Here is a 2,044-nt window from a genome sequence, read left to right as displayed (position 1 = left end):
CGATCGCCTTGCGCGATGCCTTGATGCGCTCGACTGCGAGCGCGCGCTCGTAGATCGGCTTGTCCTTGTCGCCGGTGGAATCCTCGATCGACAGGCCGGCAACGCCGGTGCGCACACAGCGCTCGACATTCTCCGCGACCTTGTCCGGCTCGACCGCAAAGCCGCCCTCGAAATCCGCGTTCACCGGGATATCGACGGACGTGCTCAATGCCGCCAGATGCTGACAGACGTCCTCGACGGTGACGTGGTTGTCGGCTTTGCCGATGGTCCAGGCAAAGCCCGCACTCGACGACGCGAGTGCCTTGAAACCGAGATGCTGCAACGCTTTCGCGCTGCCGACGTCGACCGGATTGGGCAGGATGAAGCAGCCGCTCTCGTGCAGCTTCCTGAAGGCCGCGCGCTTGTCAGCAGTTGTCACGTGCATGTTTCTCTCCCTTGTTGGCCGCGCAGAGATGGGGACGTGCCGCCACGAGCGCTAGTACGCGTCGTGCACCGCGCGGCTGTCCTTCGGCGCCTGCTCGCGATCATTCATGCTGTAGTCACGGATGACGCTGGCGATACGCAAGTGATAATCGGCGAAGATTTTCGCGCGGCCCTTGGCCTGGGTGCGGCGATGCTCCATCGTGTTGCGCCAGGCTTGCACGGCCGCCTCGTCCCGCCAGAACGACACCGATAAGATCTTGCCCTTCTCGGTCAGGCTTTCGAAACGCTCGACCGAGATGAAGCCGTCGATGGTTTGCAGGATCGGCTTGAGGTCGGCCGCGAGGTCGAAATAATCCTGGCGGTGTTCCGGCTTCGGCCAGACCTCGAAGATCACGGCGATCATGGGCGTCTCTCCTGTCGTTGATGGCCTACGATAGCACTTACAAAACCACTTGGCGCAGAAACGTGCGCTCTTCCGCGAGGATGAATTTGTGCTCCTCGGCGAAGTGGAAGTTGGCCATGCCTTCCGTATCCTGACGCAGCCGGGCGCGATAGGCCTCATACGCAGCCAGACTCTCGAAGGTAATCAGCGCAAACGCGATGTTGTTGGTGCCCTCGTGCGGCATGAAATAGCCGATCAGATCGCCGCCGCATTTCGGGATGATGGTGAGCCAGCGCTTCGAATACTCCTCGAACTGCGCGCGCTTGAAGGGATCGAGCTGGTAGCGGATGAAGACGGTGACGGACATGATGGGCTCCTCTGGTTCCACACCGCCATTGCGAGCGCAGCGAAGCAATCCAGGAATCCCTCTGCGGAGGCAGCCTGGATTGCGTCGTCGCTTCGCGCCTCGCAATGACGAACAACCCCACGCTACGCGCTTGCCCGACCGCAATGCTTCGGCTACCATCGAAGCATGAAATCAGGTCCCGACATCGCCATGATCGCCTCGCTCGTCGGCGATCCCGCACGCGCCAACATGCTCACGGCGCTGATGAACGGCCGCGCGCTCACCGCGAGCGAGCTGGCGCAGGAGGCCGGCATCACGCCGCAGACCGCGAGCTCGCATCTTTCCAAGCTCGAGGCCGGTGGCCTGATCGAGCCGGAGAAGCAGGGCCGCCACCGCTACTACCGCCTCACTGACGACGATGTCGCCGGGGTGCTGGAGGGGCTTGCGGGCCTCGCCGCGCGGACCGGCCATATGCGCGTGCGCACCGGGCCGAAGGATCCGGCGCTGCGGCGTGCCCGGATCTGCTACGACCATCTCGCCGGCGATCTCGGCGTGCAGATGCTCGACACCCTCCGCGCGCAAAACCTGGTCAGGCAGAAGAAGCAGGAGATCGAGCTGACGGCCGAGGGCGAGCGCTTCCTGGCGAAGCATTTGCAGATCTCGCCCGACATGCTCGCCCATCCCCGCCGGCCGGTCTGCAAGGCCTGCCTCGACTGGAGCGAGCGGCGTCACCATCTCGCGGGCACGCTGGGCGCCGCCATGATGCAGCGTTTCGCCGAGCTGAAATGGGCTGCCCGTGACGCCACGCCCGGCAGCCGCGTGGTGAATTTTACGCGCACCGGCGAGAAGCAGTTTGCCGCGTTGTTCGGGACTGCGAAGGACTGAACACAAGC

Annotated in this window: 4 protein-coding genes; 1 reads left to right on the top strand and 3 read right to left on the bottom strand. The window is 63.9% G+C overall.

Going from position 1 to position 2,044, the window contains the following annotated elements; genetic code table 11:
- The 3 genes from IVB32_RS17545 to IVB32_RS17535 form a co-directional block, all read right to left on the bottom strand.
- Positions 1-424 (bottom strand): isocitrate lyase/phosphoenolpyruvate mutase family protein (locus IVB32_RS17545; protein ID WP_247410789.1); only part of this gene is annotated, 424 nt, incomplete at its 3' end.
- Positions 425-475: 51 nt separating this feature from the next.
- Positions 476-826 carry an antibiotic biosynthesis monooxygenase gene (locus IVB32_RS17540; protein ID WP_247385074.1) on the bottom strand — a complete coding sequence of 117 codons (351 nt, stop codon included), beginning with the start codon at positions 824-826 and terminating at the stop codon, positions 476-478.
- 37 nt (positions 827-863) lie between these two features.
- On the bottom strand, positions 864-1,172 hold the full coding sequence (locus IVB32_RS17535; RefSeq protein WP_007603076.1) for an NIPSNAP family protein: 309 nt from the start codon (positions 1,170-1,172) through the stop codon (positions 864-866).
- A 165-nt stretch (positions 1,173-1,337) separates the two neighbouring features.
- On the opposite strand from IVB32_RS17535, the gene IVB32_RS17530 reads away from it, so the two are divergent.
- Positions 1,338-2,036 (top strand): winged helix-turn-helix domain-containing protein, encoded by a 699-nt coding sequence (locus IVB32_RS17530; protein WP_018456488.1) that lies wholly within the window; start codon positions 1,338-1,340, stop codon positions 2,034-2,036.
- Positions 2,037-2,044 lie beyond the last annotated feature (8 nt).

The organism is Bradyrhizobium sp. 23, from assembly GCF_023073295.1.
Classification (GTDB): domain Bacteria; phylum Pseudomonadota; class Alphaproteobacteria; order Rhizobiales; family Xanthobacteraceae; genus Bradyrhizobium; species Bradyrhizobium canariense_D.
The sequence above is the reverse complement of the archived record's forward strand: the minus strand, read 5'-3'. Positions and strand labels throughout refer to the sequence as shown.